This window comes from Paraburkholderia sp. BR10954 (assembly GCF_040965775.1).
In the GTDB taxonomy this organism is placed as follows: Bacteria; Pseudomonadota; Gammaproteobacteria; order Burkholderiales; family Burkholderiaceae; genus Paraburkholderia; species Paraburkholderia youngii.
The window spans coordinates 14,892-41,204 of the sequence record NZ_JBFRCK010000039.1; the positions used below are offsets into that span (position 1 = coordinate 14,892).

The following is a 26,313-nucleotide window of genomic DNA, read 5'->3' on the forward strand; positions in this document are numbered from 1 at the left end:
GTGCGCACGCCGGACGGAAGCCGGCGTGACATTGATCGGATCGGAGCGCAAGGCCGGGCGCGAGCCCGGCCGATGGTCCTACTTCGACGCCATCAGCGTCCACAGCCGGCCAAGGTCGGCGGAGCCGTCCGTGCCCTTGACCACCCGGAACGCCTGAATCGCACGCGGCTTCTGTCCCGCCACGTAGTAGGCAATGCCTAGATGCAGTTGTGCCTGATCGGGATGGTCGAGGCCGCCCTTCGCGATCGCCGACTCCATCATCGCGAGCCCGTCCTTCGCGTGACCAGCGAACACGAGGTTGAACCCCTCGTCGATTGGCGCGACGGGATTCTCCCCATTGCTGCCCGCCTGCGCGCGCTTCGCCGCGAGCGCCTGCAGGCGCTTTTCGCGCTCCGCCTGCGCATCTTTGCCGAGCACGCCCGAGGCGAAGCCCTGATCGATGATCTGTTTCGCCTCGGCCGGCGTACCCGCGACGAGGGAAAGCTGCGTCATCTCCATGTAGTCGTCCACCGACCCGAACGCACCGTTGGCACGCCGCAAGCGGTACACGTCGACGTCGAGCTTCGGCGAGAAGCCTGGCTTCGCGCGAATCGCCGAGAACAGGTTGTCCCAGTACGCCTGCCTCGGGTGGTAGGCGACCAGCGCTTCAAGTGCGGTGCGATAGGTCGCGTCGTCCTTGCTGCGTTGCGCGCATGTACTCAATAGCTGCAATTGCGACTCATCCGGTGCGTGGTTGGCGCGCACTTGCGCGTCGATCGCCGGCTTCAGTGCACCGATCACGCTCGCGCAGTCGTTCGACAGGTAGTACGACTGCACGAGCAACTCCTTCATCTGGGGATCCCGGCCTCCCGCTTTCTCGTAACGCTGCGCGGTCGCGATCGCTCGCGCATAGTCGTGCTGCCGGAAGTAGATGCCTGCCAGCGTCTCGCTCACACGCTGCTCGTCGTCGCCCTTCAACTGCCCGGTGCCGAGCAGCGTCTGATACGCCTGGGCAGCCAACGCCTCGTCGCCGTCCGCCATCAGCGCCGCGCCGCGCATTTCCTCGACCATGTAGATCTCGTACGGCGTCTTGTTCGGCACGGCCGCGGCTTGCGCGATCCTGGCCAGCGCGTCCTTGTACTTGTGCGCCCGATAGAGCTCCTGGGCCGCGCTGAGTGGCTTGCCGACATCGGGACGCAGTGTGTCGGCCGCGGCCGGCAGCGCTGCCGCGGCGAAGACCACGCCGACGACGGCCGCCGACAACGCCTGTTTGAGCCGTCGATTCACTATTCTCATCACGCCGTCCTTATTGCATGTACTGCTCGTTACCGATGAGCCCAATCTTCGTGGCGCCAACGCGCTGCGCCGACGCCATGACGGCCGCCACATCCTTGTAAGGCGCGAGCTTGTTCGGCCGCAGATGAATCTCCGCCTGCACGGGCTCGGCCGCGACATGCGCAAGCTTCGCCTCGAGCGCCGCCTGGTCCGGCACCAGCGTGCCGTTCCAGGTCGTCGTGCCGTCGAAATCGATGTCGATCTGCACGATTTCAGGCTGCGTGAGCGGCGGCGGCGGATTGCCGACCGGCAAATTCATCTTCACCGCATGCATCTGAATCGGGATCGTGATGATCAGCATGATCAACAACACCAGCATCACGTCGATGAGCGGCGTGGTGTTGATGTCCACCATCACTTCCGGATCTCCGCCACCGCCGCCCGAAGGAACGTTCATTCCCATCTTCGCCTCCTAGCCGCCGCGCGCAGGCGGCTCAGTGATAAATGACACTTTCGCGATGCCGGCGCGTTCACAGCTCGTGATCACGCGGCCGATGAACTCGTAGCGCGTGTTCTGGTCGCCGCGCACGTGGACCTCGGGCTGCGGCTGCATCATCGAGACGTCCTTCAGCCGGGACAGCAACGTCGCACTATCAACGTGCTTCTCGTTCCAGAAGAAGTCGCCGTCGCGATTGACCGCGATCTCGATGCTCGTCGGTGTCGTCTGTAGCGGCTGGATCGTCTCTTTCGGCAACTGCACCGGCACCGTATGCGTGACGACCGGGATCGTGATCAGGAAGATGATCAGCAACACCAGCATCACGTCGACGAGCGGCGTCGTATTGATGGCGGCGATAACATCGTCGCTATCTTCGTTTTGCCCCACGCTCATGGCCATGGTGGACCTCGTTCAGGCTTCAGACTGCCGGTTACGGGGCGGTCGCGGCGGAACGCACCGCGACAGGACGGGCGGGACGCTTGCTGCCGGCGAGCAGCACGGCATGGAGTTGAGCGCCGAAGGCACGGACGCGCTCCATCACCGACTTGTTGCGGCGAACGAGGAAGTTGTAGCCGAGCACAGCCGGCACCGCGACGCCAAGACCGATGGCCGTCATGATCAGCGCTTCGCCGACCGGGCCCGCCACCTTGTCGATCGAGGCCTGGCCCGCGATGCCGATCGCGGTCAGCGCGTGATAGATACCCCAGACGGTGCCGAACAGACCGATGAACGGGGCCGTCGAGCCGACTGTCGCGAGGAACGCGAGACCGTCTTGCATACGGTTCGACACGTTCGTGATCGCACGGTCGACCGAGACGTCGATCCATGTGTTGCGATCGACGGCTTCGAGCAGCGCCTCGTCGTGATGTTGCCCTGCTTCGATGGCCGTCTCGGCGATGAAGCGGAACGGCGATGACTCGTCGAGCTGCTGCGCGCCTTCGGTGAGCGACGGCGCGCTCCACAATTGCTCGTCGGCATGCTTTGCGCGGCGGTTGGCGCGGAACTGCTCGAAGAACTTCGTGACCATGATGTACCAGCTGCCCATCGACATGATGACGAGCAGAAGCAGCACGAAGCGCGCGACGAAGTCGCCGTTCTTCCACAGCGCGCCGAGACCGTAGGGGTTCTCGACGGATTGCGTCGCCGCCGGAGCGGGCGGCGGCGCCGGCTCGTCGGCTGCGGTGGCGGACGCGTTCATCTGCGGTGCTGTTACGGCGGGCGCGGCGGAGGCGGCCGCGCTTGCTTGAGCATGCGCGAGTTGCGGTGCGACGAGGGTATTCACCGCGGCGGCAGCGATCAGGAGGCTGGTTGCCAGGGTGGCGACGGAACGCTTATTCATGTTGAGCTCCAGTTCAAACGTTGAACTTAAGAAATCGGGTTAAACCGTCGGTGCAGGCTTTCGAGCCTGCACCGCGGGCGCAGCGTGCGCGGTTTGTTATCTGTCGAGTCAATTGAGGTTGAACGAGAAAGGCACCTGCACGCGCACGGCCTGGCCCTGCGCGATGCAGTTGAACCGCTTGACGGCCTTGTATGCCGCTTCGTCCAGACTGTCGTGATCCGACGACTTGGCCACACGAACGTTGCCGAGATGTCCTTCCGGATCGACGGTAAATTCGATCAACACTTCGCCGGTATCGCCGTTCTCCTGCGCTTCCTTCGGATAGGCGATCGAGCTGCGGATCTGATCGGAATTCGGGCAGACGACACCGACTTCCGTGCGCACTGGCGCGGCAGCCTTGACGGGCGGCGCAGGCGGTGCGGGTGGTGCCGTCACGGGCGCGGACTGCACCGGCGCGGCCGTGTGCGCGATGGTCGGCTGCGGCGGCGCTTGCACCGGCACTTCGGGCGGCGGCACGAAGGGGGGCGGTGGCGGCGCAAACTTGGGCGGCGGCAGCTTCACCTCGGGCAGGGGCGGCGGAGGCGGCGGCTTGACCGGCTCGATGATCTTCGTTTCGATGGGATGCTGAATGACTTGCACGACCTTGGTCGCGAGGCCGTTGAGCAGCGCATAGATCAGCACGATGTGCAGGACGATGACGACTGCGATGCCGCCGAAGCGGCGAACCGGATTTTGCTGCTTGCGCCCGAATTCGCGCGGGCGGCCGGGTCGCGCGACCCCACCCGCGTCCACGGCTGATGTCGCAGTCATGCTTGCTTCTACTTTCATACCTTCGATCCTCGCAGCGTGATTCACCTGTTCCGTAGTCGCGGCGCTGGTCGCGCCACGAACCGCGAACGAGGCTGTTCACAAGGGATTTCTTGCCACTGCCATAACACGCGGGCCGGCGCCCGACGGTGCCTCGCACTATCGGGCGCCGGCCTGCCACGATCAGAAGCGATAAGTCGCACCCACCTGGAAGAAGCGACCCAGGTTCGTGTACAGCGATTGGTCGTAACCCGTGATGTCAGGAGTCGACTGCCACTCGACGTCGAACGGCGGCTTCCTGTCGAACAGGTTCTGGATACCACCGTAAATGGTCCACTTCTTGAAGCCGCGATAGGTGGCCACCAGGTTGAACTGACTGTACGAGGCAACCGACAGCGTGCCGCCATCGCCGAACTCGGCCGCGACCGCGTTCGTGTAGGGGCCCGTGTACTGCCACGTGAGCGTGGTGGTCAGTTGGCGGTAATCCCAGCTCAGGCTCGTGTTGCCCTTCCAGCGCGGGTTGCTCGCGCCGAACGGCTGCAGCAGCGCCAGGTTGTTGCCCGCGAAGTCCTGGGTCTCGCCACCGCTCTTCAGCTTGAAGTGCCAGACGTAGGTCCAGTCTCCCGCGAGCGTGAACGTGCCGTACTTGGTGCCCACGCTCTTGCGGAAATCGAGGTCGAAGCCGTCCGTATCGAGCGAGCCCAGGTTCACGAACGGCATCTTGATGTAGCGAATGGTGCCGTCCGGGTTACGCACGACCAAATTCGGATCGTTCGCCTGCAAGATCGCGTTCGGATCGGGCGTGCCGATGACGCTGTCGATGTGCACCTTGTAGAAAGCCGCACCGAAGTCCGTCGTCGCGTCCGGCGACAGCGTAAAGCCGATGTTGTAGTTCTTGGTGTGTTCAGGCTGCAGGTTCGGGTTGCCGGTCGTCTGCTCCGTCGTGAAGTGTTTGGTCGGCACACCGCTCGGATCGTTCGGGTCCACCAGGTTCTGGTGGGCCAGATAGACCGATTGCGAGTTCTCGACCGGCGTCGGTGCGCGGAACCCGCGGCTGTACGATGCGTACGCCGTCAGCATGCGAACCGGCTGGAAGCGCAGCGCGAAGCTCGGCGAGAAGGCACCGCCGAAATCGCTGTAGTGGTCGTAACGGCCCGACTGCGTGAACGTCAGGTTGCGGATGATCGGAATGTCGACCTGATAGAAGGCGGCCGCTACGTTGCGCTCGCCGTCCACGGACTGCACGTTCGCAGGCGCCGTGATGCCTTGCGTCGCATAGGTCTGCGAGTTGATGACCGTCGACTCGTGACGGAACTCAGTGCCGACACCGAGCCCCACGCCGCCGGCCGGCAGCGTGAACAGGCTGGTCGTCGAGGCCTTCGCGAGCACCTGGTCAAGCTTCGTGATCGACAGCTGGTTGTCATCCTGGAACACACCGTTCAGACCGTTCGGCGTGGAACTCGGGTTCGAGAAGTTGTAGGTGCCGTTCGCGAGCATGTTCTCGAGGCCAGCCACATTGAGCCGGTTCGAGTAGGTGCTTGCGACGGTACTTTGCGAATGCGCGTACTCTGCCGACCAATCCCAGGCGCCAAACTTCTGCGTGTCGAACGAACCCTTGACGCCCGTGTTCGCCATCAGGAACGTCGAGGTCGTATCCCAGACAGATACGTTGTTCGGGAACGTCAGGTTGATCAGCGTAGGAACGCCGAAGGGGTTGAACGGGTTCGAAGCCGAGACGGTGCGCCCGACCGGCGAGACCGTGCCCGTCGACGGGTCGAACACGTTGGTCTGGCTGCTGAGCGACGCCGGACCGTTCAACTGCACGGTTTCATTGCGGCTCGCCCAGAAGCCCGCATAGGCCTCGGTGGTGTCGTCAATCTTGAACGTGCCACGCACCTTTGCGCTCAGGCGTGTCGTTGACGGGATCAGCGACGTGCTGTTCGCCACGTTGTACGTACACGACTGGCCGCCCGTCGCCGTCGCGTTGCTGCCCGGCGGACACGGATTGAGCGCCTGATGGGTGCCGTCCGCGAGCTGCCAGTACGACTGCTGGTTCGGGCCTAGCGGCGCCGCGTTACCGCCCGGGAACTGCGTGAAGTCCTGGTTTTTGGTCATGTCGCGGTCGGCGAGCGTCGAGCCGCTGTCGCGGTAGTAGCTCGCGGCCGCCGTGATGTTCCAGCGGTCGGAAGTCAGGTTGCCGAGACCGCCCAGGACGCTGAAGGTGCCCTGAGCGTTACCGGGATGCTGGGCCTTGCCAAGCTGACCGTCGATCTGCAATCCCTCGAAGTTCTTCTTCGTGATGATGTTCACGACCCCCGCGATCGCGTCGGAACCGTACACGGACACTGCGCCCGTCTTCACGATTTCGATGCGCTCCACGATGTTCATCGGGATCGTGTTGATGTCGAAGAACGTGTCGGTGAAGTTGACGGGCTGTGCGTAGTTGGCCACGCGCTGCCCGTCGATGAGCACGAGCGTGTACTTTTCGCTGAGGCCGCGCAGCGCAAGGCCCGCGCCACCGGGGGCCGAGCTCTGAGCCGTCGATTGGGACCAACTGCTTGCGGAGTTGACGGCTGTGCCGCGCAGGAAGTCGGCCACGGTCGTGTAGCCGCTTTGCTGGATTTCCTTCGCGGTGATGACTTGAACTTCAGTGCGGCCTTGTTTGTCTGCGCTGCGGATCAGCGAACCCGTCACCTCGAACTTCTGCAGCTGCTTCACCGAGCTGGTGCCCGCCGAAGCGCCCGATGCCGCGCTCGGTGCGGCGGCCGTCGCATTCGCGTCTTGTCCATCCTTCTGAGCGGAGACCGTGTCAGTTTTCGTCGCCGCCGCGGTTGCTGCCGGCTGAACCTGTGCAAACGCCGTGGTCCCAAGCGCAGCTGTCAGCGCAATCTCTGCCCACACTATTTTCCGTATGGCAGATCCCAAAACCGTGAGTTTCATTTTTTCCCTTCGTGTGTCATTGACCCAAGTCGACATGCCAGAGAAGACCTTTGGCACTTTCCCCCGTGCGGCACCCGTCCGAGACCGCCCCGTTACTTCATGACCCCCGCATACCACCGACTATGCGAACAACCAAAGCCACTCCTAAACCACTTCGGCGAATATCAAATAGGAAACCAAAATGTACATATTGAGGTTGCTGAAAAATCCAGGCAAAACGAATCCCTAACCATCGTTCGCAAGGAATCGATGGATCACTCTGTATTCAGCATAGATTCATACACTTAGGACTGACAAATGTATGAAACGGAGATTCGCCGCGAACGCAGCGAAGCCACCAATGCTTAAAACAATCTCGGCGAACCTACCCAGACAATCACGGTTTCTTCGTTAGCCGCATTGGCCCAGCCGTGCGGGACCGTCGACTCGAAGTGCGCGCTGTCACCTGGATCAAGCACAAACGTACTGCCCTCCAGACTCAGCGATATCTGACCGCTGAGCACATAGAGAAACTCCTCTCCAGCATGTGTCGTCACTTCCGACGGCGGCTGACCTGCAGGCATTCGGACGAGAATCGCGTCGAGCTGCCTGCCGACCGCTGCGTTGGTGAGGCGAGCAAACTGATTCGCCGAGTCGGCAAAGCTGAAGTACTGCCTTTCGTCTGCGCGCCGCACGGATTTCGCTTCGGTCGGCGTTTCGACGAAGTACTGCATCGTTACTCCAAGCGCTTGCGCAATGCCGGCCAATGACGAAATGGACGGCGTCGCGTGTCCTCGCTCGACCTGAGAAAGGAACGGCTTCGATATTCCCGCCGCCGTTGCAGTTTCGTCCAAGGTACGTTGGAGTCGCTTGCGCAACGCTCTAATCTTGCTGCCCAGCACAAGAGGGGCAGTGCTTGCTCGTTCATCACGTTTCATATTTGTAACTAAAGATATCAGTAAAAAAATCCGCGTCAAAATTTGTTTGATGAGAGCAAACTATTTTTTCTTTTAGGCCACGCTACGCCAATGCGCCGCATTGGTGCTTGCACTCATTTCACTTCAGCGCGTCGCTCGAGCTTTGAAGGTAAAAGCGGCATTGCGCCCCCGGCTGATCAAGATTGCTTTGTTTATCAAATGACTAGCGTCGCCCGGCGGCAGCCGAAATAAAAACGTTGGTTGAGAAAACCTGAAGTTCCAGCCTTCGGAAATTCGCCGCCTTGGCGCAACAACCTTAGACACAATTCCCCCAAATGCATCGCATTGGGGATTTCGCACCAAAAATGTCATGGCGTTCTCTATGCACAGAACGTCGCTTTAGATTACTTCCTCTAGTCAACCCTTCTTGCTAGTTTTAATAATTAGATGGCTAGCGCCCCCCGTTCGAGCCGAACGGAGGCGTAGAGTCATGGTGCAAACACCGCCGGCATGGACAAGTTTAGTGGAATCGAGCTTCACCAAAAAAAATAGGAGCGGAATCGTGCATGGCTTGTCGTTGAGGAACTGAAGTGGCCAGCGTAAAAGCCCTTAACAAGATGAACGAACGAGCTATGCAACGGCATCGCTCATAATCATCCCAGTCGTCGTTGACCGGAAGTCATGGCTGTTCGCCGACACCGTTGCCGGGGCGCAAGCCAGTGCTGATCTTTACTCGCTCGTCGAAAAACGCCGACGACTATGCCGGGCTCATGCCATAAGCACTCCCCGGCTGCGCCTGGCCTCCGAGGGACGTCGTCAAGCGTCCGCTTACGATCTATCGTCGCAGCAAGAACCTTCGGGCTGTGCAGTTACTGCGTGGCCACACAAACTGGCAAGGTAGACGACGCACCTGAAATGGCAGAACAGACTGAGCGGTAGGATGATGGCCCGTCAGCGAGGGGACGCCGACCGGCTACTTTCAAAGATTCACGACGCCCCGCGGATTGTTGATAATCCGGAAATCGACATTGACGGCATTTTCTTCGAAAGGCAACATGCTTCAATGAACTCCGACGCGCTCAATGTCGTCACGTGCATCGTGACCGCCAGTGGTGAGGCGTGGGGATCGCGACGTCCATACACTGTATACAGCCTTTTCCAACGGCCCCGCGAATCATGACGGGGCCGCGTCTTTTACGCCGCTCTTAATTGCGTTGGCGCAAATAGGAATGATTGCATGCATGACAGAGTACGTGTTTCCGTTCTCGGTGACGTTGCCGACGTGCCGTTTTGGCCGCTCGAATCAAGGAGCGTCGCGTGCTGACGATACGAAAAGCGAATCGCGATGACGCGTTCGACGCGTGGGATATCCGTAAAACATCGGTGCATGCAGCGTGCGCTGAGCACTATCCCAGAGCGGCCCTGTCGGCGTGGGTCGATGGCTCGCCAGGCGACAAATGGGTTAGCGTTGTCGAACGTGACTTCTATGTCGTCGTCGATCGGGGATCGGTTGTCGGAACAGGGATGCTTACGCTCGCAAGCGGGCAAGTCGACGCGATCTTCGTCCGGCCGTCTCATATGGGTCGCGGCATTGGACGCAAGATGCTGGATTTTCTTCAGGCGTTGGCCGCCGAGCACGGCCTTGACGCAATGCGGCTCGATGCTACGCTGAACGCGGTACCGTTCTATCGTAATTGTGGCTGGTCGGGCGATTCGGTTTCAACGTACCGTACCGCGCGCGGACTGGAATTGGCTTGCGTGCCAATGACGAAGCTTGTCATCGTGGGTGGCTAAGGTGCCTCTCTTGACCGACGACTGTTGCCCGCAGGGGGTAATAGTCGGCGGCGGATCCAACCGGTCGATGCATGTTTCTAATTCGTCGACATATGGACAAACCTCGACGGAAGCCTGAGATGCTGCAGCGGCCAACAGAAATCCAGATTGAATCAACCCGGCTCCTGATTAAACCGTTCACGGCCAGCGACGCCGATGCCACGTTCGCATGCATCACCCCTTCGCTCACCCGTCACATGGCCTGGGACACGCCGGCATCCCGGCAAGACTTCGACGAGGTCTGGCAGTCGTGGATACCGTCGATAGACGACGGGTCAGACTATGTATTCGCGATACGGCACCGCGCAGACGGGAGTTTTCTTGGGTTGGCCGGACTCCACCGCGTACGCATGGAGAGCCCGGAACTCGGCATATGGATTCGTGAAGATCGTCATCGAAATGGCTTCGGCCGCGAGGCCGTAACTGCTGTTGCGCAATGGGCAACGCGAACCATTGGCTGTGCAAGCTTCACCTATCCGGTCGCAGAAGAGAACCGCTCGAGCCGGCACATTGCCGAATCGTTAGGCGGCGTCATCGTGGAAAGCCGCGTGACGCCAAAGTACACATCCTGCGTTTACCGAATTCCACGCCTGCCAGTCACAAACCAGGTGTAAGCGGTTCGGCCTTCAGATCGACATCCTTCGGCACAGATGTCGCTCGGCTTTGTGTTGCAAGCCGATGTTTGATACGTTTTCAACAATCTCCTCGATTCCATTCGATGACGATGCATCTCAGAGTCGCACGGCCCGTTTCCGATCTTGCCCGTACTGAACGCATGTATTGCTCAGCGCTTGGTCTGGCCGTGCTCGCCAGATTTCAGGATCATCAGGAATTCGACGGGGTGATGCTTGGAAATCCCAGCATGGACTATCATTTCGAGTTTACCCATTGCAGCGAACATCCCGTGATGCCTCGCCCAACGAGTGAGGACTTGCTGGTGTTTTACATACCGGATCGACAAGTGTGGAGGGCGATGTGTGATCGCCTTGTCGAAAATGGATTTGTTTGCGTAAAGTCGTTCAATCCTTACTGGGACGTGTCGGGTCGAACATTCGAGGATCCTGACGGCTATCGGCTCGTTTTGCAAAATGCAGCGTGGAGCGCCTGACCCTATCGCGTATCGGTCTTCTTACCGGCGGTCCGCACGTCGCTTGTGGAGTCGCACTAAGGCGACCGCCCCCCGAAAATTTCCCTCATCAGGGCTGACGATGACCTATCCGATAAGCTATCGACGCGCGACAATCGAAGACGTTCTGACAATCTGCGAATTGGGTCAAATTTTGAATGCGAGCCACCACTTGGCACGCCCCGACATCTACGCAGATGCCACCACAGAATTCGGCCGCGACGAACCGCACTGGCTCGCCAGCCTCCAAGGAGAAGATCGAGCGACGTTTCTTGCCGAGTTTGGCAGCAACGCCGTCGGTTTCATTACGATTCAGGTGGTGAAGCCGATAAGCCCGCTATTGCAGCCGATGGTCGTCGGTCGCATCGGTTCCGTCGCAGTTTTAGAACAAATCAGAGGACGCGGGGTCGGCAGCTCTCTTATTAAACTCGCAGAAGAGTGGGCGCGGAAGCAGGGTGCCACCGATATCAGACTAGCCGTTTGGGAGTTTAACGAACAGGCGGTCAATCTGTACCGAGAATTGGGCTACGAGATTCGCGCGTTCGAGATGGGAAAGCGGATTCGGACCTTGTTGGATATTCCGTGCGCCTGAGCCGGCGACCGGCGGCTGCGGCCCGGAAGTGACGAAATTGATCGCTCACGATGAAGATCCGTTGGGCCCTTTTCCGGTAGGCTCAACCTATTTCCGCTCTTCCGACGGCGCCGCCAGCTTTGCGTCCGTGAAGATAGAAAGGTAGGAGCGAAAGCTGCCAGACTGGTTCAACGTTCTCGAATGTGGTTGATTAGCGATGTGAGAACGTGGTCGACCCATACCCCATTGATCCTCAGATAGGAACGAGCCAAGCCTTCACGCTCAAACCCTAGCCGCTTCAATAGTTGTTCGCTACGAACATTTTCAGGTCTAAAATTCGCCATTATTCTGTGCAAGCCGATTTCGTCAAAGATATAGGTGATCGCAGAGGTCAATGCTTCGTGCATCAAACCTTGTCCCTCAAACCGTTTGGCAAGCGAAAACCCAAGATGACATGCCTGAAACGGGCCACGCACGATGTTGGTGAAGTTGCATTCGCCGACTATTTCGCCGGTTCCAAGCGAAAATAGGAGCAGATGCACTGCGACTCCTGAGTTGTTGTTGTGCGCCATCATGGACAGCCGTCGGCTAACTGATTTTTTTTCGAAGAAGCTTTCGGCTCTAAGCGGCTCCCAAGGCTGCAGGTGAGCGCGATTTTCAATGGAGTATTCGTGCAACTCATGCGTGAATTGCTCACATGCCGGTACAAGTTTCAGGCGTGCCGTTAAAATTTCACGCGGTAGTACATCGATGTGAACCCTCGTCACGTCGTCCTCCATTGAAAGCACGGTGAAGTAGTATAATCAAAAACTATTCGTCAACAATTCGGCCGGCGACATATGATTCAATGTCCGCGGTGGAAAAGCCACGCGACGGCCTCCGGTCGTTTCTTACCGTTTGCATGGACTGCTGACCCGATGTGATCGCCGCACTCGGCCGTCGGGCGCTAGTCGGCCACAGTCCGTCGTCCGCACCGCTGCCAAAATCCGCGACCATCGTGACATCACCAACATGTGCCGGTGGAAAATGACTAACGACGAGTTGATCGAATCTCTAGTCGCCGACCTGCGTCTGACATACGGGTGCCACACAGCGATTCTCTATGGTTCCCTTGCACGTGACGATTGGGAGGCTACGAGCGATATTGACGTAATTGCCTTTCGGAACACCGGTGAGCGCCAGCGCGTCGCGTCGCGATGGAATGGTCTGTTTCTCGATCTATTCGTACAAACATCGAATGATGTAGCCGATCCCAGTTGGATCCGGATCAACGGCGGGCGAGTACTTTTTCAGCAGAACGGTTTTGGCGACAAGGTTCTTGATGGTGTGAAGGCCCTCTTTGACGCATGACCTGACGATGTGCAAGAAAAATCTGGGCAGAGAAGATGCTTGAGCGAGCAGCCAAAGGGGACGTGGAGGGCAACTTCCGTCTTCACTGGCTTTTGTTCGTTTTGCTTGAGGATTACCTTGCTATTCGCCGCAACTGGTACCTGGGCCCAAACCACAGTTTCCGCAGTCTAAGAGAAATCAACGAACAGCATATCGGCATATTGGAGACTGCGCTGAACCCTGGCGCTTCCCTTGACGCCGTGCGGGAAGTGATCCGCATAACCTTCGAAGGCGTGTATAGCGGCGTGGGTCATCACGAGGATCCGGGAGATCGAGCGTCGGTTTCGTGGGTCGGGTCATGGCTTTTGCATGAGGCGCGCGGCAGGTCCGCTTCGGCGGGATTTTTGGTGCGGCAACGGTGTCGATCGGCCGCTCGACACCGTTGTCCCCGTCAGGTCTCGGTTGTTCGACTTGGATGCGCCAATCATGGACAATCTGGATCAGGATTCCGTGATCCAGTGTCCCCAATGTTCTTCGTCGAGATAAACCCGATGATTCCACTCCACCGTAATCCGGCTTTTTACCAACTCCTTTCCGACAGTTACGCCCGGCTAGTCGGTCACCGCCTGGTTCCGCACGTCATGTCCGTTATTGAAGCGACCGAATGGCTCTATGAACATGCCCCATTCGCGGTACTCGCGCACAATACCGATCCAGACCCGGTCTTTATTTACGGCAACAAGGCCGCACAGCGCCGCTTTGGATATAGCTGGAATGAAATCACCAGGTTGCCGTCCCGGCTTTCCGCCGAGGCCCCGAATCGTGAAGAACGGCAGCAATTCCTCGAACGCGTGCAGCGGCTCGGCTACGAGACGAACTACAGGGGCGTGCGTGTCACCAAGTCTGGCGAGCGCTTCATCATCGAGCAAGCCACACTGTGGCAGCTACTCGACGCGGACGGCACACTGCACGGCCAGGCGGTGGTCATCCCACGCACGCGCGACATCTGACCGCGCGAAGAACTGTGTGGAATGCACGATCGTGTATGGCACGCCCGAATCGCGAATGAGTTTTTCCTGCGCGGTCTTGTACCCCATCCGAACAGAATGAAGGCAAAGGTCTTACGCGCGCTTGTTGGGCCGGCCAAGAAAATAAATTGCTGGGAAGCTCAAAAAACACGTAACCTATAAAGAACATGCCTGCGGCTAAACTCCCCCGCCGCACATTTAGATCTTAATGCACTCATCGGAAAGGGCATTTCGAGATGGAACTAATTCAGAAAATAGCATCGGCTTATAAGTCGGGCGGCACCCGAAACTTGCTAAGACGTGCTTTTAGTTACATTGATACTCGCGCTCGCTTGAAGCTCTTCAGTGCAGCGCCACCGTTTCTCGGAAAACCAAAGAATGAGTCAGCTGTAAAGATTCTTGCGAAGCAAGCAGGGGACGAACAATCAATCGAGATGCTGATGTGGCTTGTTCCCAATCTCAATTCGCTGAAATCGGATGATCAGTTGACCATTGCGGTCCCAAACTACTGGAAAAAGGTATTTGGGATGGTTCGTCCGTTGTTGCTGAACGGCAGGCTGGAACTGTGTCCTATCGGAGAATATTCTCCGCAGGTGCGCTTGATGGTAATCAACCGGGCAATGTTGAATCAGATTCCGCCACAGTACGCAGAGAGGATCGCGCAGATGCAAGTGCCGTTTGCGAATGGCGCCTATATCGTTATTGCCGACAGGAGTCTCCGCCTCAGTACGGTTCCCAATCCCGAGTCACCGAGGCAACTCGCGGAGCAGGTGGCGAACAACAAGGCGCCGGGCGACGTAGTCATCGTAAGCAGGTACGGTTTTCAGTTTGCGGTGCGAACCGGCACAATGGATGAGGGTATTGTCGATGAGGTAAGGTCCGAATATCTCGACCAACTGTCAGGAATCGACTTCCATGGCACTACCGTACTCGATCTCGGCGGCCATATCGGTTCGTTCTCTATTCAGGTCAGTGCGCTGTTGAAACAGCCCATGCAGATAATCATTGTCGAGCCGGCACCTGGTAATGCCGAGTTGATTCGGAAGAACATCGGCCTCAACCAGCTCCAATCTTCGATCGAGCTGAAGGAGATGGCGGTGTCTTCGGCGTCTGGCGTGGGCACGCTTTTTATTAGCTCCGACAACACTGGCGGAAATAAGCTGAACATGGACGAGCATTCCTCAGCGGAGACAGTCGAGGTCCCCGTAACGGATTTTCCGACGCTACTGCGGGGCTTTTCGTCGGAAGTGCTGGATTTGTTGAAGATTGATGTCGAAGGCTCGGAGCATGCCATTTTGTTTCCACACGGCCGACTGTTGTCACAGAAGGTTCGCGTGATCGTTGGCGAGGCAGGTGGATCTGATAGGGGTGACGGTTTGGCATTTTTGCGGTTCCTCGAGCAAAATGGCTTTACCGTGAGCCATAAAGGCAACGAATCCCAGTTGATTTTCCTGGCGGTTAACAAGCATCTCAACTAGTGGTTGCCGCTGCGCACAGACGTAATGGCGCTCTACTCCATCGCGCTGCCTGGCACGACGTGCACTGGGACACCGATGCCACGACCGCTACGGGCTTCCCCGCGACCCATTCCGTTATCATTTCGCAGACATGCGCGGCATTTGCCGTTATCCCATATGTAGTCTCCAACCTTTTCCCCGTCATTGCGGGGACGCGCTCTGAAGTCAGCGATGAAAATCGATCTAGCCACCCTATACCCTCTCGTGATTGGAACCTTATTAGCCAGTTCCGCCATGATGTATGGGGAACACTCGTCTCATCCGAAGCGCAGCAAGGAATTGCGAACGCTGGCGATCGGCTATGCCACCCTTGGACTGGGTTGCGCGGCGGCCTTGTTTCGGGTTCAACCGCTCGGCGCCGCTGGCCCCGCAGTGAGTAATCTCGTGATTCTCACCGGCTTATCTGCTCGTCCTCGACGAGATCGGTGAGAGGTATGCTTAATCGCCCGCTACCGCCCGAGCTCACATCGCCAAACCGCCGCTTGCGCACGTAGGCCCAACACATGGATGCACACAAACCCGTCACGCGGCCGACACAGCCAATGCCCCATTGGGTGCTGGTCTGGGACGCGCCCGTGCGACTGTTTCACTGGCTGGTGGTCGTGCTGGTCGCTGCGGCTTATATCACCCTGAAGCTGAACTGGATCGACTGGCACGTGCGCGTCGGCGAGACGCTGCTCGCCCTGGTTATTTTCCGGCTGCTGTGGGGCTGCTTTGGCAGCGAGACCGCGCGCTTTCGCAGTTTCGTGGCGTCGCCCGCGGCCGCGCTTCGTCATTTGCGCCGGCTGTTTCATCGCGAACAGGATGTGCAGGTCGGCCACAATGCAGCCGGCGGCTGGATGGTTCTATTTCTGCTCGCGTTGCTGCTGACCGAGACGCTGAGCGGGCTCTACGTCAACAACGACATCGCCGACGAAGGCCCGTTGAGCGAACTCGTGCCCGCGTGGCTCGCCAACGCGATCTCGGCGCTGCATGGGCTGGTCTGGTACGTGCTGCTCGCGGCCGTGGCGCTGCATGTGCTCGTGATCGCCGTCTACGCGGTAGCGAAGGGACACAACCTGCTTCGTCCGATGCTGACCGGCTACAAACTGCTGCCCTCGTCCGTGGACGCGCCGCGGCAGGCGCCAGCGCTGCTGGCGCTGCTGCCGCTCGGCGTCGGCGTAGCCGTAGTGATGCTGCTTGCGGCATATCTGTGAGCAAGCCGCGCACCCGGTATCGGGGCGGCTACCGTGCCTGCTTCAGCCTTCACTTCGGCGGCGTCACCTGGCCACGAATCTCGCCGTCCGGATTGTTCTTCGTGTGAACGTTGATGTACATCTCACCCGCTTCGAACATCTTGGCTTCGTCCGGAGATAGCGTGGCCTGACCGGTGATCGGGCTCGTCACCTCTGTGGAGCCTTTCTGCGAGATCCAGACTTTTACGCCGGCGTTTTTACCGGCCGGCGCGGGTCCGTGGAAGTGCGCCATCGTCGTCGGACTCGTCAATCCGCTGAAGGTGATGTTCCAGGTGACGACCCGTGTGCTGGCGTCGTACGTGAGCTTGGCGTTGCCGCTGCCCGGAGTTTGCACCGGTGGAACCTGTTGAGCGCCCGTCAAAGGCACCGCGAACGAGACGGGCGCCGCTTGCGCCAGGGTCAGCGTACCCGCTAAGGCCAAACCACCGAACACCATGAAAGCGCGCCGCGTGATGGATCGTGACATCTGGTTTTCTCCTGTTGGGTTTGCCCTTGGTGAACGGGCGATTATTGAAGACTGCAGAAGAGCTCGTCGACGTCGTAGACAGCCGAACAAGTGAGTCAAGCATAGACGCAAGCCGGCCGTTACGCGAAGTTCGCATCAGGCCGAACTCGGGTCAGGGCATGACGACCGCCCCGTTACGTCGACGTCCCACAAGTGTGGACAGCGAGCCGAAAGGAAAACGCTGGGCGAAAATCGTTGAAAAATCGATCCAAAGCGAAAAATTCTTCCGGTACGATATGCGCTTTGCGCGAAGGCAGCGGATGTAACCGGCGCGACCTCGTATTGCGCCAGGCGCCTTCATGGATCACACCCATCGTTACGCTGCCATGTCCATCCCGAACGCGCTAATCGGCATTGCGATTCTGTCCTGCCTGATGAGCGTCGCCGTTCTAGGCTCGCTGTTTCACACTCAGGTTCCGGGGATACGCCGTTGGTGTGTGGCGAGTGGTCTGCTGTCCGTCACGGCCACGCTCCTCCTGTTCCGTAGGTCTGATCTCGTCGTACTGGGCGCGAGCGTATTGCTGCTCGTCGCGTCGCTCCTCGCGATTCACGGCTTCCGGCAATTCTTTCATCGGCCGCCATCGGTAATCCGGGAGTACGGCGCGCTGTGCGCGATCCTGGCGGGACTCGTTTATTGGACTTACGTGTCGCCTGACGTCAGTGCCCGGGGCGCGATGATCTCGGGTTTTCTCGCCTACATCCGATTTGCGATCGCCTGGATCGTGCAACGGTATCGGCCGGCGGGCAGACCGAAATACGGCTACCACTTCGTGGCTGTTGCCGCGGTGTTGGGGGGCGGTCGTCCATGCAGCCCGCTGCGTCGTATATGGGTCGGGGCTAGCGCATGAATCGGTCTTTCTGGAGGAAACGCCGCTAAACGTCGCATTTCTCGGCATGGCGATACTGACTTTGCCATGCCTGTCGGTCGGCATGGTAATGCTGGCTCATGACCGGCTGGCGGAGCGGATGGAACGCCTCGCCACCATCGACGATCTGACGGGCGCGCTCGGACGGCGCGCTTTCATCGCGCGCGCGGAGGCGCTGTTCGAGTTGGCAAAGGTGGCGAAGTCGAAGCTGTCCATCGCGATCCTGGACATCGATAACTTCAAGGGCATCAATGACCGATACGGGCATGCAGCCGGCGACCAGGCCCTTGCGCATGTTGCCTTGACGATATCGCGCGAACTACGGCAAACCGACGTCCTTGGCCGCATCGGCGGTGAAGAGTTTGCGCTGCTGATGCCACTGACCGGCAAAGACGAAGCGGCCCATCTCACGAACCGGTTGCGCGCACTCGTCGCGGCGTCTGTTGCGCGTGCTCCGACCGGTGATGTCGCCTGCACACTCAGCGCTGGCGTCGACGAATTCGGTAATGGCGATACCGTTGCCTCGGTGATGGCGAGAGCCGACACGGCGCTCTATGCAGCGAAAGCCAACGGCAGAAACCGCGTGATGGTTGCAGCATCTTCGCAGCCTGCCGATGGCCTCGTTTCCAGTTTTCCGGCTTAAGGAAGGTTCCGCGCTGGGCACTGCCACTGCAAAAAAAACCGGCATGCGGTCGCCCGCATACCGGTCTGTGTTCGGCCCGTCCGCGTCACCGCGAACAGGGCCGTCGCGCTGATCCGCGCTTTACTTGCGCTTCAATTGCGAAATATCGCGCACCGCGCCGCGATCGGCCGAGGTCGCGAGCGCCGCATACGCCTGCAATGCCTGCGACACCACACGCTCGCGATTGGTCGGCTGCCATGCGTCGGCGCCGCGCGCTTCCATCGCCGCACGACGGCGTGCGAGCTCTTCATTCGACACCGCCAGATGCATCTTGCGCTGCGGAATGTCGATCTCGATTACGTCGCCGTCTTCGACCAGACCGATCGTGCCGCCTTCCGCCGCTTCCGGCGACGCATGGCCGATCACGAGACCCGACGAGCCGCCCGAGAAGCGGCCATCGGTAAACAGCGCACAGCTCTTGCCGAGGCCCTTCGACTTCAGATAAGAAGTCGGGTACAGCATTTCCTGCATGCCCGGACCGCCCTTCGGACCTTCGTAGCGGATCACCACGACGTCGCCCGGCACGACCTTGTCACCGAGAATCGCATCGACCGCGTCGTCCTGGCTTTCGAACACGCGCGCGCGGCCCGAGAACAGCCACTGCGATTCATCGACACCCGCGGTCTTCACGATACAGCCCTTCTCCGCGAGGTTGCCGTACAGCACCGCGAGGCCGCCGTCCTTCGAATACGCGTTTTCCTTGCTGCGGATACAGCCGCTCTTGCGATCCGTGTCGAGCGTCGCGTAGGTCGCTTCCTGGCTGAACGCGACCGTGGTCGGAATGCCGCCCGGCGCCGCGCGGAAGAACTTCTGCGCTTCGTCGCCCGCGCCGCCGGCGATGTCCCACTTCGCGATCGCGTTGCCGAGCGTGCCGCTATGCACGTTGCCGCACGACAGATCGAGCAGGTCCGCGCGCGCGAGCTCGCCGAGAATACCGATGATGCCGCCCGCGCGATGCACGTCCTCGATGTGGTATTTGTCGGTCATGGGCGCGGCCTTGCACAGGCACGGCACCTTGCGCGAGATGCGGTCGATGTCCGACATCGTGAAATCGACGCCCGCTTCCTGTGCGGCGGCCAGCAGGTGCAGCACGGTGTTGGTCGAGCCGCCCATCGCGACGTCGAGCGTCATCGCGTTTTCGAAGGCCCGCTTGGTGGCGATGCTGCGTGGCAGGACCGAGGCATCCTCTTCCTGATAGTAGCGGCGGCACAGCTCGACGATCAGGCTGCCCGCCTGCTCGAACAGCCCCTTGCGCCATGCGTGCGTCGCGACGACCGTACCGTTGCCCGGCAGCGCGAGGCCGATCGCCTCGGTCAGGCAGTTCATCGAATTCGCCGTGAACATGCCCGAGCACGAACCGCAAGTCGGGCACGCGCTGCGCTCGACTTCGGCGACTTCGGCGTCGCTGATCTTCGGATCGGCCGCCTTTATCATCGCGTCGATCAAGTCGATCTTCGCGATCACCTGGCCGTCGGTCGGCGACTTGACCTTGCCCGCTTCCATCGGGCCGCCCGACACGAACACGACCGGGATGTTCAGGCGCATCGCGGCCATCAGCATGCCCGGGGTGATCTTGTCGCAGTTCGAGATGCAGACCATCGCATCCGCGCAGTGCGCGTTGACCATGTACTCGACCGAGTCCGCGATCAGTTCCCGCGACGGCAGCGAATACAGCATGCCGCCGTGACCCATCGCGATGCCGTCGTCGACGGCGATCGTGTTGAATTCCTTCGCCACGCCGCCGGCCGCTTCGATCTGCTTCGCGACCAGCGCGCCCAGGTCGCGCAGATGCACGTGGCCCGGCACGAACTGCGTGAACGAGTTCACGACCGCGATGATCGGCTTGCCGAAATCGTCGTCCTTCATGCCGGTCGCGCGCCACAGCGCGCGGGCGCCGGCCATGTTGCGGCCATGAGTTGAAGTGCGTGAGCGATAGTTGGGCATCTGTATCCTCAGGTATTGCTGTTATCGGTTTTGAGCGCCGCGCGGGCGTGGGGATCGCAGCGCGGAGTCGGCGCTGGAAACGAATAGTGCAAGAACGCCTGTAAGACGTCCAATATATTTTTTCTGCGTGATTAGGTCGCAAAAAATATCAATCGATGCAGCGACCGCTTAGCCGATCTACGCCGCTCGACTTCAGTCAAAGCAAAGGGCCGATGAAGCGGTGCTTCATCGGCCCTTCGTGCTTTCAACGCTTTTGACGCGTCTGCGCTCTTACATCTTCACGACGTCGAGCAGCGACTTCTTGCCATCCTTGTAGTCGTACAGCGAGATCACGCCATGCTGAAGGTCGCCCTTCGCGTCGAACGTCGTTTCACCGGTCACGCCCTTGTAGTTGGTGCTCGACACCTTGGCCAGCACCTTCGCCGGGTCGGTCGAGTTCGCGCGCTTCATGGCGTCGACGACGATATACACCGCGTCGTACGTGAACGGTGCGTCGAATTCGATTGGATGACCGAAGCGCTTCGTGTACTTCGCCGCGAATTGCGCGCCGCCGTTCATGCGCTCGACGGCCATGCCGGCCTGCGAACACACCACGTTGCCCGCCGCCGGACCGGCGAGGTCCGCGAGGCTTTCGGTGCACACGCCGTCGCCCGACAGCAACTTCGCGCGCAGGCCCAGCTGACGCGCCTGCTTCGCGAACGGACCGCCGGTCGCGTCCATGCCGCCGTACATGATCGCGTCGGGATTCTCGCCCTTGATCTTGGTCAGGATCGCGCGGAAGTCGACCGCCTTGTCGTTGGTCGCGTCGTGCGAGACGACCTTCAGGCCGAGCGACTTCGCGGTCTTTTCGAATTCGTTCGCGAGGCCCTGGCCATAGGCGGTCGAATCGTCGACCACGGCCACGGTCTTCACGTTCAGGGTCTTCGCGGCGTAGGCGGCGAGTGCCGGACCTTGCTGTGCATCGGTCGCGACGACGCGGTAAGTCGTCTTGAAGCCCTGCTGCGTGTAGGCCGGGTTCGTCGACGACGGCGAGATTTGCACGATGCCCGCGTCGCTATAGATCTTCGATGCCGGAATCGACGCGCCCGAGTTGAGGTGGCCGACCACCGCGACGACCTTGTCGTCCACGAGTTTCTGCGCGACCTGGGTTGCCTGGCGCGGGTCGCCCGCGTCGTCCTGCGCGTCGAGCACAAGCGTCACCTTCTGACCGTCGATCGTCAGACCCTTCGCGTTGATTTCCTCGATCGCGAGGCGCGCGCCGTTTTCATTGTCCTTGCCGAGGTGGGCGGAGCCGCCCGTCAACGGACCGACGTGACCGATCTTGACGACCTGATCCGCATTTGCCGTACCGGCAATGCCCGCGAATGCGACGACTGCCGCGCTGAGCGGCAGCAGTTTGTGAAGCTTGAACGACATACGACACATCTCCTCTTTACTTACCTTGCCAACCGGACGGCTGGGCAATTCGCCAGCTCCGCCATTTTTGGTGCAGCACGATAACGCAAAACCGGCGCAAGCGACAAATTCGCGCGCAATGGGGATTGGCGCGGCGTCAATGAGCGGTCGTTTCGTCGCTCTATTGAAGCGAGAGATTGCGCGTTCGATTTGCTGAGGGAATCGTCAGTAAAAGAGACGAAATAAGCGTCAACTCAGCCAATAAAGCTGAATCTCGCGCTTATTCTTCGGCAACGGTACGGAGCAATCAAGGCTTGAAATCGGCCAGCATCACGCCCTCGCGGATATGCGCGAGAGCGGCCGCCACATAGTCGACGATCGGCGCCGGCGGCTGGTCCGGCTTCGCCCACACGAAGCCCGAGCACTTGTGCGGCTCCATGTTCGCCGGTTCGCCTTGCCATGAACGGCACGCGAAAAAGAAGCTGATGCGGTTCGTGTCCGAGTCGCGCCGCATCACGAGCTTGAATTCGAGTTGGCCGGGCGCAATCGTCACGCCCGCTTCTTCTTTCGATTCGCGAATCGCACACTCTTCGATCGATTCGCCAGGTTCGAGATGGCCGGCAATCAGCGCGTACTGGCCGTCCCTGAAACCGGTATTCGCCCGCTGCATGAAAAGGCACTCGCCCTGCCCGTTCAGAAACAGCACGTTCACATCGACGACGCTTTGCATTCGGCTCATTTGCTTGCAGCCATCGTGATGGACTAGGTGCGCTGAGCGGTCAGCAGCTTGATGCCGAGCGCGACGAAGACGAGGCCGCTGCCGCGTTTGATCGCCGCGATCCACCGGCTGGCTCCGACGCGCTTATGGATACCTCGCACGCCGAGCGGATAAATGGTGTGTACGAGCGCGACGGTGACCGCGATCGTCAGATACATCACGATGAACTGCTCCGGCAGGCCGCGCTCGTGGTCGATGAATTGCGGCATGAACGCCGAAAGAAAGATCATCGTCTTCGGATTGCTGCCCGACACGAGCAACGCTTCGCGGAATACTTTGCTGCGCTCGAACGTATCAGCGGGCGATGCGACGCCCGTGGGCTGCGCGGCCTGCGCTGCCTGCCTGTTGCCGCCGCCGCGCAGTTGCCTGATGCCGAGATACATCAGATAACCCGCGCCGAGCACTTTCATCGCGACGAAGAGCGGCGGCAGCGTCGTCAATACCGCGCCGACACCGAACGCCACGAGCGCGACGACGACTCCTTGCGCGAGCAGATTGCCGGCAACGCTCGCGGCCGCGCCGCGGCTTCCATAGCGAACCGAGTTGCGGATCACCAGCAGAACGTTCGGTCCCGGCGAAATGGTGGTGAGCAGATAGGCAGCGGCGAAAAGCAACCAGGTATGGAATGACATGGCAGGTCCGGGAGTTCGTTGTGATTGGATTCCAACAGACCAGACATGATGACACGGAAAAAAAACGCCGCGACCGGCGTCATCGCGCGGACCTCCTGAAGCGGCGTTCGATACGCGCGATCGAGATCGCCGAGATATAGAGCGTGGTGGTCGCGCCTTGCAGCACCAGGTAGCCGATCTTGCGCTCGATGAATTCGAAGCTCAGATTGAACGTCGAGAAGAACAGCACGACCAGCAACGCGAGTTCGCACCGCACGACGGTAGTCTGCCAGCGCAGCGAAAGCCTCAGCAACAGATAGCAATTGGCGACCAGCACGGCAATCGCGACCGCGCCGCCCAGCAGCTTCTGCAGTAAGGCCGCGTCGATGCCGAGCGCGGGCACGCCGTGGTTGATGCCGGCCATCCAATCCGGCGCGGGCCGCGCACTCGACCTGCTATCGGTGTTCGACGCGCGGCGGCAAGCGGCGCAATCGCGCGCCCCGCCTCAACGTTTCGAGGCCGTCACCAGTTGCAGCGGCGTCTCGATCACCCTCGACAGCTCGCGCTGCTTGCGTCGCTCGGTCACCGCCTTTAATGCGAAGTCGATGCCGAACACGGTCTGGCGGTCGGCGAACTGGTTCATCGTCGCGAGCACGCGGCCGTCGGCGAGCAGCGGCTTGATCGCATCGATCGCGTCGTAGCCGGTGACGTAGACACCGCCGCCGCGGCCTGCGTCGCGAATCGCGTCGACCGCGCCCATCGCCATGTTGTCGTTGCCGCATAACAGCGCGCGAAGCTGCGGATGCTCGGCCAGCATCTTCGCGGCCACGTCGCGGCCCTTGCCGTACTCCCAGTTACCCGACTCGACCGCGACGACCTGCACCTTCGCCGCATCCATCGCGTCGCGGCTGCCGGCCGTGCGTTGCTGCGCATTGCTGCTCACCGAAATGCCTTCGATGATGCCGACCTGATCGCCGGGCTTCAGCCGCGTGGCCAGATACTGGCCGACCTGCTTCGCGCCGCTGCGATTGTTCGGCCCGACGAACGGCACCGAGATGCCGGCGGCCGCCTGCGTCGCGTCGTCGAGCGGGTTGTCGATCGTGATCGTGATGATGCCGGCCTTGATCGCGCGTGCAATCACCGGGATCAGCGCCTTCGAGTCGGTCGGCGCGATCACGATCGCGTTCATCTTCGCCCTGATCATCTCGTCGACCATGCGGATCTGCGCGGCGGTGTCGGTCTGCTTGGCCGTGCCGCGAATCGTCAGGCTGAATTGCGACGAGAAGTGCTGCTGGTAATTGCGCGCGGCGTCGACCATCGCGACCGTGAACGGGTCCGACATCGATTTGAGCACGAGCGCGATCTTCGGCTTCGTGCCGGGCGGTACCTGGGCATGGGCATCGTCCGCGAATCGCGCGACGCCGGTGAGACCGGTTGCTGCCAGCGCGCCCGCGAGCAGCACGCGGCGGCGCATGTTCTGCGTCATGGCTTGACTCCTTCGCGGAGGTGCTGGTTGCGAACGGACTGGTTGCGGATGTGCCGATCGAACGACGCGACGCTGGCGACGATTTCGTCGAACAGCGGCCGGCTGTCGATGTCTTCGCTCAGACAACGCGTCTTCAACGCGGCCAGTTGCCCGGCGATGTCCGCTTGCGCGTCGCAACGCTCCAGCAGTTCTTCGAGCAGACAGCCGTACGCCCTCACTTCGAGCCGCTGCAACGCGATAGCGAGCTCGCGATCGCCGGCATCGAAAAACGACGCCGCGCCGAAATCGCCGAGCAGCGCGCGCCCCGCGCCGCCGTGCAGGATATTGTGCGCGTACAGATCGCCATGCATTACGCCACGCCGATGCAGATGACTCGCGACCTTCGCGATGCCGCTAGCGATACCGAGCATCGTCTCGAGGTCGAAGCACGCGTCGTCGCGATAGATATCGCGGGTGCACGATGCGAGGCTCGGCGGACCGGCCAGACTGGCGAAGCGCGGATCGATCAATCCCATCACGAGGCCATGCGTGTCCGACGGATGCCCGATCACCTTGCCGAGCACGGGAATCAGGTTCGCATGTTCGCCGCCGCGAATGCAAGCAGCCATTTCGCAGTCGGGCAAACCGTCGCTCGTCACCGCGCCCTTGAACAGCTTGACGGCGACCGCACGCGGCGCGGGTTCGTGGTCCGCGTGCAGCGCCGCGCGATAGATGACGCCCGATGCGCCCTCGCCCAGCGGCCGTTCGAGCCGCAATGCATCCCAGCGAATGCCGCTGATCGGTGTGCCGATGAGCGCCGCCTGTTCGAGCGCCGCGTTGAACGGATTGCCCGCATACGCGAGCCACGCAAGCCGCGGCAGACGCAGCAACCAATGCGGTAACGCGTCGAACCGATTCGCCGCGAGCCGCAGCAGTTCGAGCCGCGTGCATGCGGCCAGTTCCTCGGGCAGCGCGCGCAGCCGGTTGCCGGCGAGCATCAGCTTCTGCAGTTGCGTGCAGCGGCCGAGTTCCGCGGGCAAGCTTTCGATGTCGTTGTCGGTCAGAATCAGCCAACGCAACAGCGGCGGCAGCGCGCTCGCCGGCACCTCGCGGATGCGATTCGACTTGAAGCCGATCATGCTCAATTGCGCGCATTCGCCGAGCACACCGGGCAGTTCGGTGAACGGGTTGTTGGACGCGAACAGGATGCGCAGTTTGCGCAGGCGCGGCAGATCGTCGGGCAGCGTCGTCAGTGCATTGTTCGACAGGTCGAGCACTTCGAGCGTATCGGCGAGATCGAAAATCTCGCGCGGAAATTCGCTGACACCGCACGCGAGTTTGAGTTCGCGCGTACCCGCCAGTTGCCCGGCCCGCAGTTGTTCTAAAGTCGTGGTCACAGTCGTGGGAAAGAAGATCGGGTAGCGCGCGCAGCGCGTCGTACCGAAGCTATCGATTTTACTGAGTCAAAGGCCATCTGGGCTTCTCTGCGGTACAGTGACGTGATCGCCGCGACGCTCACGATAGTCGCGGCCGTGTCGAATGCAAATAAGACAGCAATATCCGGAGGGCGTTCAGGCGACGCGAGCGGGACACTCCCAAGTATCGGCGCAGCCTTCATACGGCTTTCCGCGTCCGGTCGTCCGAGCACGTCCGTCTCGCGGGCCTTGCGCCTGCACCCTGTCAGGAGCCTGAG

At 60.6% G+C, this 26,313-nt stretch carries 24 protein-coding genes and 2 pseudogenes; 10 read left to right on the plus strand and 16 right to left on the minus strand.

Going from position 1 to position 26,313, the window contains the following annotated elements:
* Positions 1 to 78 precede the first annotated feature (78 nt).
* The 7 genes from AB4Y34_RS34785 to AB4Y34_RS34815 form a co-directional block, all read right to left on the minus strand.
* A complete protein-coding gene (locus AB4Y34_RS34785) occupies positions 79 to 1,275 on the minus strand; it encodes a tetratricopeptide repeat protein (RefSeq protein ID WP_368718609.1) in 1,197 nt (398 codons plus the stop codon).
* A gap of 10 nt (positions 1,276 to 1,285) precedes the next feature.
* Positions 1,286 to 1,717, minus strand: a complete 432-nt coding sequence (locus AB4Y34_RS34790) for a biopolymer transporter ExbD (RefSeq protein ID WP_176369457.1) — start codon at positions 1,715 to 1,717, stop codon at positions 1,286 to 1,288.
* Between the two features lie 9 nt (positions 1,718 to 1,726).
* Positions 1,727 to 2,152, minus strand: a complete 426-nt coding sequence (locus tag AB4Y34_RS34795) for a biopolymer transporter ExbD (protein ID WP_176126190.1) — start codon at positions 2,150 to 2,152, stop codon at positions 1,727 to 1,729.
* Between the two features lie 31 nt (positions 2,153 to 2,183).
* A complete protein-coding gene (locus AB4Y34_RS34800) occupies positions 2,184 to 3,092 on the minus strand; it encodes a MotA/TolQ/ExbB proton channel family protein (RefSeq protein WP_176383986.1) in 909 nt (302 codons plus the stop codon).
* Between the two features lie 108 nt (positions 3,093 to 3,200).
* On the minus strand, positions 3,201 to 3,920 hold the full coding sequence (locus AB4Y34_RS34805) for an energy transducer TonB (protein ID WP_368718610.1): 720 nt from the start codon (positions 3,918 to 3,920) through the stop codon (positions 3,201 to 3,203).
* Positions 3,921 to 4,082: 162 nt separating this feature from the next.
* Positions 4,083 to 6,839 carry a TonB-dependent receptor gene (locus tag AB4Y34_RS34810; protein ID WP_368718611.1) on the minus strand — a complete coding sequence of 919 codons (2,757 nt, stop codon included), beginning with the start codon at positions 6,837 to 6,839 and terminating at the stop codon, positions 4,083 to 4,085.
* Positions 6,840 to 7,183: 344 nt separating this feature from the next.
* The gene (locus AB4Y34_RS34815; protein ID WP_176383993.1) at positions 7,184 to 7,756 is read right to left on the minus strand and encodes a helix-turn-helix domain-containing protein; all 573 of its coding nucleotides are present in this window, start codon (positions 7,754 to 7,756) and stop codon (positions 7,184 to 7,186) included.
* Positions 7,757 to 9,052: 1,296 nt separating this feature from the next.
* On the opposite strand from AB4Y34_RS34815, the gene AB4Y34_RS34820 reads away from it, so the two are divergent.
* The 4 genes from AB4Y34_RS34820 to AB4Y34_RS34835 all read left to right on the plus strand — a co-directional run bounded on the left by AB4Y34_RS34820 (position 9,053) and on the right by AB4Y34_RS34835 (position 11,286).
* Positions 9,053 to 9,529 carry a GNAT family N-acetyltransferase gene (locus AB4Y34_RS34820; RefSeq protein WP_368718612.1) on the plus strand — a complete coding sequence of 159 codons (477 nt, stop codon included), beginning with the start codon at positions 9,053 to 9,055 and terminating at the stop codon, positions 9,527 to 9,529.
* Positions 9,530 to 9,648: 119 nt separating this feature from the next.
* A complete protein-coding gene (locus AB4Y34_RS34825) occupies positions 9,649 to 10,182 on the plus strand; it encodes a GNAT family N-acetyltransferase (RefSeq protein ID WP_176383996.1) in 534 nt (177 codons plus the stop codon).
* Positions 10,183 to 10,286: 104 nt separating this feature from the next.
* A complete protein-coding gene (locus AB4Y34_RS34830) occupies positions 10,287 to 10,676 on the plus strand; it encodes a VOC family protein (protein WP_176383998.1) in 390 nt (129 codons plus the stop codon).
* Between the two features lie 100 nt (positions 10,677 to 10,776).
* Entirely contained in the window at positions 10,777 to 11,286 is a 510-nt protein-coding gene (locus AB4Y34_RS34835; RefSeq protein ID WP_176121358.1) for a GNAT family N-acetyltransferase, read from the plus strand.
* A 167-nt stretch (positions 11,287 to 11,453) separates the two neighbouring features.
* On the opposite strand, the gene AB4Y34_RS34840 is transcribed toward AB4Y34_RS34835, so the two are convergent.
* A complete protein-coding gene (locus AB4Y34_RS34840) occupies positions 11,454 to 12,044 on the minus strand; it encodes a GNAT family N-acetyltransferase (RefSeq protein ID WP_368718613.1) in 591 nt (196 codons plus the stop codon).
* 247 nt (positions 12,045 to 12,291) lie between these two features.
* Here AB4Y34_RS34840 and AB4Y34_RS34845 point away from each other — a divergent pair, with 247 nt between their 5' ends.
* The 5 genes and pseudogenes from AB4Y34_RS34845 to AB4Y34_RS34865 all read left to right on the plus strand — a co-directional run bounded on the left by AB4Y34_RS34845 (position 12,292) and on the right by AB4Y34_RS34865 (position 16,335).
* On the plus strand, positions 12,292 to 12,615 hold the full coding sequence (locus tag AB4Y34_RS34845; protein ID WP_368718614.1) for a nucleotidyltransferase domain-containing protein: 324 nt from the start codon (positions 12,292 to 12,294) through the stop codon (positions 12,613 to 12,615).
* A 530-nt stretch (positions 12,616 to 13,145) separates the two neighbouring features.
* Positions 13,146 to 13,604: an MEKHLA domain-containing protein gene (locus AB4Y34_RS34850; protein ID WP_176110466.1), complete on the plus strand. Its 459-nt coding sequence runs from the start codon at positions 13,146 to 13,148 to the stop codon at positions 13,602 to 13,604.
* 254 nt (positions 13,605 to 13,858) lie between these two features.
* A complete protein-coding gene (locus tag AB4Y34_RS34855) occupies positions 13,859 to 15,100 on the plus strand; it encodes an FkbM family methyltransferase (protein WP_368718615.1) in 1,242 nt (413 codons plus the stop codon).
* A gap of 210 nt (positions 15,101 to 15,310) precedes the next feature.
* A pseudogene (locus tag AB4Y34_RS34860) lies at positions 15,311 to 15,554 on the plus strand (GGDEF domain-containing protein); the annotation flags it as partial.
* 88 nt (positions 15,555 to 15,642) lie between these two features.
* On the plus strand, positions 15,643 to 16,335 hold the full coding sequence (locus tag AB4Y34_RS34865; protein ID WP_368718616.1) for a cytochrome b/b6 domain-containing protein: 693 nt from the start codon (positions 15,643 to 15,645) through the stop codon (positions 16,333 to 16,335).
* Positions 16,336 to 16,384: 49 nt separating this feature from the next.
* Here AB4Y34_RS34865 and AB4Y34_RS34870 read toward each other — a convergent pair whose 3' ends face one another.
* The gene (locus AB4Y34_RS34870; protein ID WP_176106716.1) at positions 16,385 to 16,840 is read right to left on the minus strand and encodes a CHRD domain-containing protein; all 456 of its coding nucleotides are present in this window, start codon (positions 16,838 to 16,840) and stop codon (positions 16,385 to 16,387) included.
* Positions 16,841 to 17,178: 338 nt separating this feature from the next.
* Here AB4Y34_RS34870 and AB4Y34_RS34875 point away from each other — a divergent pair.
* Positions 17,179 to 18,388 (plus strand): annotated as a pseudogene (locus AB4Y34_RS34875) (GGDEF domain-containing protein).
* 120 nt (positions 18,389 to 18,508) lie between these two features.
* Here AB4Y34_RS34875 and ilvD read toward each other — a convergent pair.
* From ilvD to AB4Y34_RS34910, 7 genes are all read right to left on the minus strand, one after another.
* The gene (gene ilvD / locus AB4Y34_RS34880; RefSeq protein ID WP_368718617.1) at positions 18,509 to 20,371 is read right to left on the minus strand and encodes a dihydroxy-acid dehydratase; all 1,863 of its coding nucleotides are present in this window, start codon (positions 20,369 to 20,371) and stop codon (positions 18,509 to 18,511) included.
* 270 nt (positions 20,372 to 20,641) lie between these two features.
* Entirely contained in the window at positions 20,642 to 21,787 is a 1,146-nt protein-coding gene (locus AB4Y34_RS34885) for a branched-chain amino acid ABC transporter substrate-binding protein (protein WP_176106719.1), read from the minus strand.
* 286 nt (positions 21,788 to 22,073) lie between these two features.
* Entirely contained in the window at positions 22,074 to 22,505 is a 432-nt protein-coding gene (locus AB4Y34_RS34890; protein WP_368718618.1) for an NUDIX domain-containing protein, read from the minus strand.
* 23 nt (positions 22,506 to 22,528) lie between these two features.
* Positions 22,529 to 23,176, minus strand: a complete 648-nt coding sequence (locus AB4Y34_RS34895; protein WP_368718619.1) for a LysE family translocator — start codon at positions 23,174 to 23,176, stop codon at positions 22,529 to 22,531.
* A 79-nt stretch (positions 23,177 to 23,255) separates the two neighbouring features.
* On the minus strand, positions 23,256 to 23,579 hold the full coding sequence (locus AB4Y34_RS34900; protein WP_368718620.1) for a hypothetical protein: 324 nt from the start codon (positions 23,577 to 23,579) through the stop codon (positions 23,256 to 23,258).
* Between the two features lie 81 nt (positions 23,580 to 23,660).
* Positions 23,661 to 24,641, minus strand: a complete 981-nt coding sequence (locus AB4Y34_RS34905; protein WP_176384019.1) for a substrate-binding domain-containing protein — start codon at positions 24,639 to 24,641, stop codon at positions 23,661 to 23,663.
* On the minus strand, positions 24,638 to 26,017 hold the full coding sequence (locus AB4Y34_RS34910; RefSeq protein WP_368718621.1) for a leucine-rich repeat-containing protein kinase family protein: 1,380 nt from the start codon (positions 26,015 to 26,017) through the stop codon (positions 24,638 to 24,640). Before AB4Y34_RS34910 ends, AB4Y34_RS34905 begins: the two co-directional genes overlap by 4 nt.
* Positions 26,018 to 26,313 lie beyond the last annotated feature (296 nt).